The organism is Bacillus cereus group sp. BfR-BA-01360, from assembly GCF_022663595.1.
Lineage (GTDB): Bacteria > Bacillota > Bacilli > Bacillales > Bacillaceae_G > Bacillus_A > Bacillus_A cytotoxicus.
Genome location: NZ_JAKUFV010000066.1, coordinates 1 through 1,253, shown reverse-complemented (window position 1 = coordinate 1,253; position 1,253 = coordinate 1). Strand labels below are relative to the sequence as shown.

Genomic DNA, 1,253 nt, shown 5'->3' with positions numbered 1-1,253 from the left:
TGGATTTGAGTCAATATTTTGGACACAAAAAAGTTAAATCTAAGCTACTTTTATAGCCAGATCTTCTATTGTTTGAGGAGTTTTATAACCGATGCTACTATGGATTCGCTTACGATTATAAAATCCCTCAATGTATTGAAATAGTGCTAGATTTGCTTCTTCAAATGAGACATATTTTGTACGATATACTTCTTCTTTCTTTAAAATGGCGTGAAATGACTCAATACAAGCGTTATCGTATGGACAACCTTTTTTACTGAAAGAAGGCTTTATTTTATAATTCGCGAGTAAAGTTTGAAATTCCTGACTTGTATATTGTGTTCCTAAATCAGTATGTAAAATGAGCCCTTTTTGTGGTCTTTGTGTATGGTAAGCGTTTTCTAAAGCTTTTACCACAAGGTTCGTTGTCATATTTCGTGAAAATGAATATCCAATAATTTTCTTAGAATGCAAATCCATCACTGATGCAAGGTAACACCAGCCATCTTTTTGCGTGTGAATATAAGTAATATCCGCCACCCACTTTTCATTAATTGTCGTTGTAGAGAAGTCCTGTTCTAGTAGATTTATTCGTTCTTCTATAGTTGATTTTGATGAATGTGGTTTATATTTCTTTAAGATGATGGAGCGAATATTTTCTTTTTTCATGAGTCGTTGCACACGCTTTACACTTACTTGAAACCCTTGTTCCAATAGGGTTTGATGAATTTTCGGTGCACCGTAACGCCCTCCACTATCTTGATGAATTTGTATAATTTGTTTGGTTAACTCTTCATTTTCACGACTACGCTTTGACTCTGTTTTGTGCTGAGATTGGTAATACGAACTTCTCGCTATTCCAAGTGTTTGACACATTGTACGAACAGAGTGTGTTTCTTTTTGACAATCGATAAATTGATGTAATTCTGTATCGTTTATTTTTTCGCGAATATGGCCATAGCCTTTTTTAATATCTCATTCTCCTCTTTCAGGCGAAGCATTTCTTTTTGCATTCGTTTTAGATCTTCTGGAGTCATTTCTTCCTCATCAATCGTTGTGATAGGAGAATATTTTTTAATCCATTTATAAATCGTTACTTCTGATACACCATACTCGCTGCTTAATTCTTTCACAGATTGGTCTGAATGATATAATTCAACAACCATCTTTTTAAATTCTTCATTAAAGTTCTTGTTTGCCATACGGACACTTCCTCCTTGAAATCCATTGTAAGGACTTAACTAAGTTGTGTCCATATGACTATACTAACTCCA

General features: G+C 34.0%; 1 protein-coding gene. It reads right to left on the bottom strand.

Annotated elements, in window-relative coordinates:
- Window positions 1-39: 39 nt before the first annotated feature.
- Window positions 40-1,181, bottom strand: a protein-coding gene (locus MR056_RS21900) for an IS3-like element ISBce13 family transposase (RefSeq protein WP_094374389.1) whose coding sequence is annotated in 2 segments (ribosomal slippage) — window positions 40-950 and window positions 950-1,181 — 1,143 coding nt in all. Because the reading frame shifts where the segments join, the coding sequence is not laid out codon by codon here.
- Window positions 1,182-1,253: the final 72 nt, after the last annotated feature.